We start from the raw sequence: 1,244 nt of genomic DNA on the forward strand, positions 1-1,244 counted from the left end.
GTGTCTGGTCTCACCACATAGGCGACACCTGTCTCGGTACATAGGAGACACCTACATTGGAAGGGGTCTTCGTGGACAAAGCTCGCTATTTGGTGGAAGCACATCTGGAGGAGGGTCGTTCGGTCTCTGAGCTCTCTGCGATGCACGGAGTGCATCGCAGCTGGATCTACAAGCTCTTAGCCCGCTACAGGGCCGGTGGCGAGGAGGCCCTAGCAGCGCGCTCGCGCCGGCCACGCTCGTGTCCGCACAAGGCCTCCAAGGAGATCGAGCAAGTGGTGGTCGAGCTGCGCCATGAGCTCTCACGAAACGGCCACGACGCCGGCGCCCATACGATCGCCTACCACCTGGCCAAACGATTCGACCACGTTCCATCGGTGGCGACGATCTGGCGCATCCTCAAGCGCAACGGCCTTGTCGAGGCTCAACCGCAAAAGCGACCCAAGTCCTCCCTGATTCGTTTCTGCGCCGAGTTGCCCAACCAGATGTGGCAGGCCGACTTCACCCACTGGCGCCTGGCAGATGGCAGCGAGGTCGAGATCTTGAACTTCGAAGACGACCACTCCAGGTTGTTTTTGGCCTCGGACGTCTATCTGACCGTCACCGCCCAAGACGTGGTCAGCACGTTCCAAAAAGCCTGCGACTACCACGGATATCCCGCCTCGCTGCTCACGGATAACGGCGCCGTTTTCACCGGCCACTACCGTGGTGGCAAGGTGTTGCTCGAGTCAGAGCTCGAGCGCTTGGGGGTCGTCTTTAAGAACTCGCGTCCCTACCACCCCCAGACCTGCGGCAAGGTCGAGCGCCTGCACCAAACGCTGAAGAAGTACCTAGCAAAGCAAAGGCCGGCGAAGACATTGGACGAGCTGCAACACCAGCTCGACACCTTCCGCGACTACTACAACAACATCCGCCCGCACCGCGCACTTGACGGGTGCACTCCCCTGCAGGCCTTCGAGGCACGAGTGAAGGCCAAGCCTTCGAAGCCGATCGAGAACCCACATTTCAGGGTCAGAAAGGACAAGGTCGACAAGACCGGCAGGGTCACCTTGCGACATGACAGCCGCCTGCACCACATCGCACTCGGTCGGGCGCACAAGGGCCGCCGGGTCACGATCTTGGTCGCCGACCTCGATATCCGCGTGGTCGACGAGGAAGGCGAAGTGATCCGGCAGTTGACCCTCGACCCCAGCCGCAACTACCAGCCGCTGGGATCGACCTAGATGTCTACTATGTCTCGAGACATC

The 1,244-nt window shown here is 60.9% G+C and carries 1 protein-coding gene; it reads left to right on the forward strand.

What is annotated here, in order from left to right; genetic code table 11:
- Positions 1-71 precede the first annotated feature (71 nt).
- A complete protein-coding gene (locus WD071_RS03270) occupies positions 72-1,220 on the forward strand; it encodes an IS481 family transposase (RefSeq protein WP_368046898.1) in 1,149 nt (382 codons plus the stop codon).
- The last annotated feature ends 24 nt before the right edge of the window (positions 1,221-1,244 follow it).

The sequence above is a fragment of the Pseudohongiella sp. genome (assembly GCF_040877505.1).
Lineage (GTDB): Bacteria > Pseudomonadota > Gammaproteobacteria > Pseudomonadales > Pseudohongiellaceae > Pseudohongiella.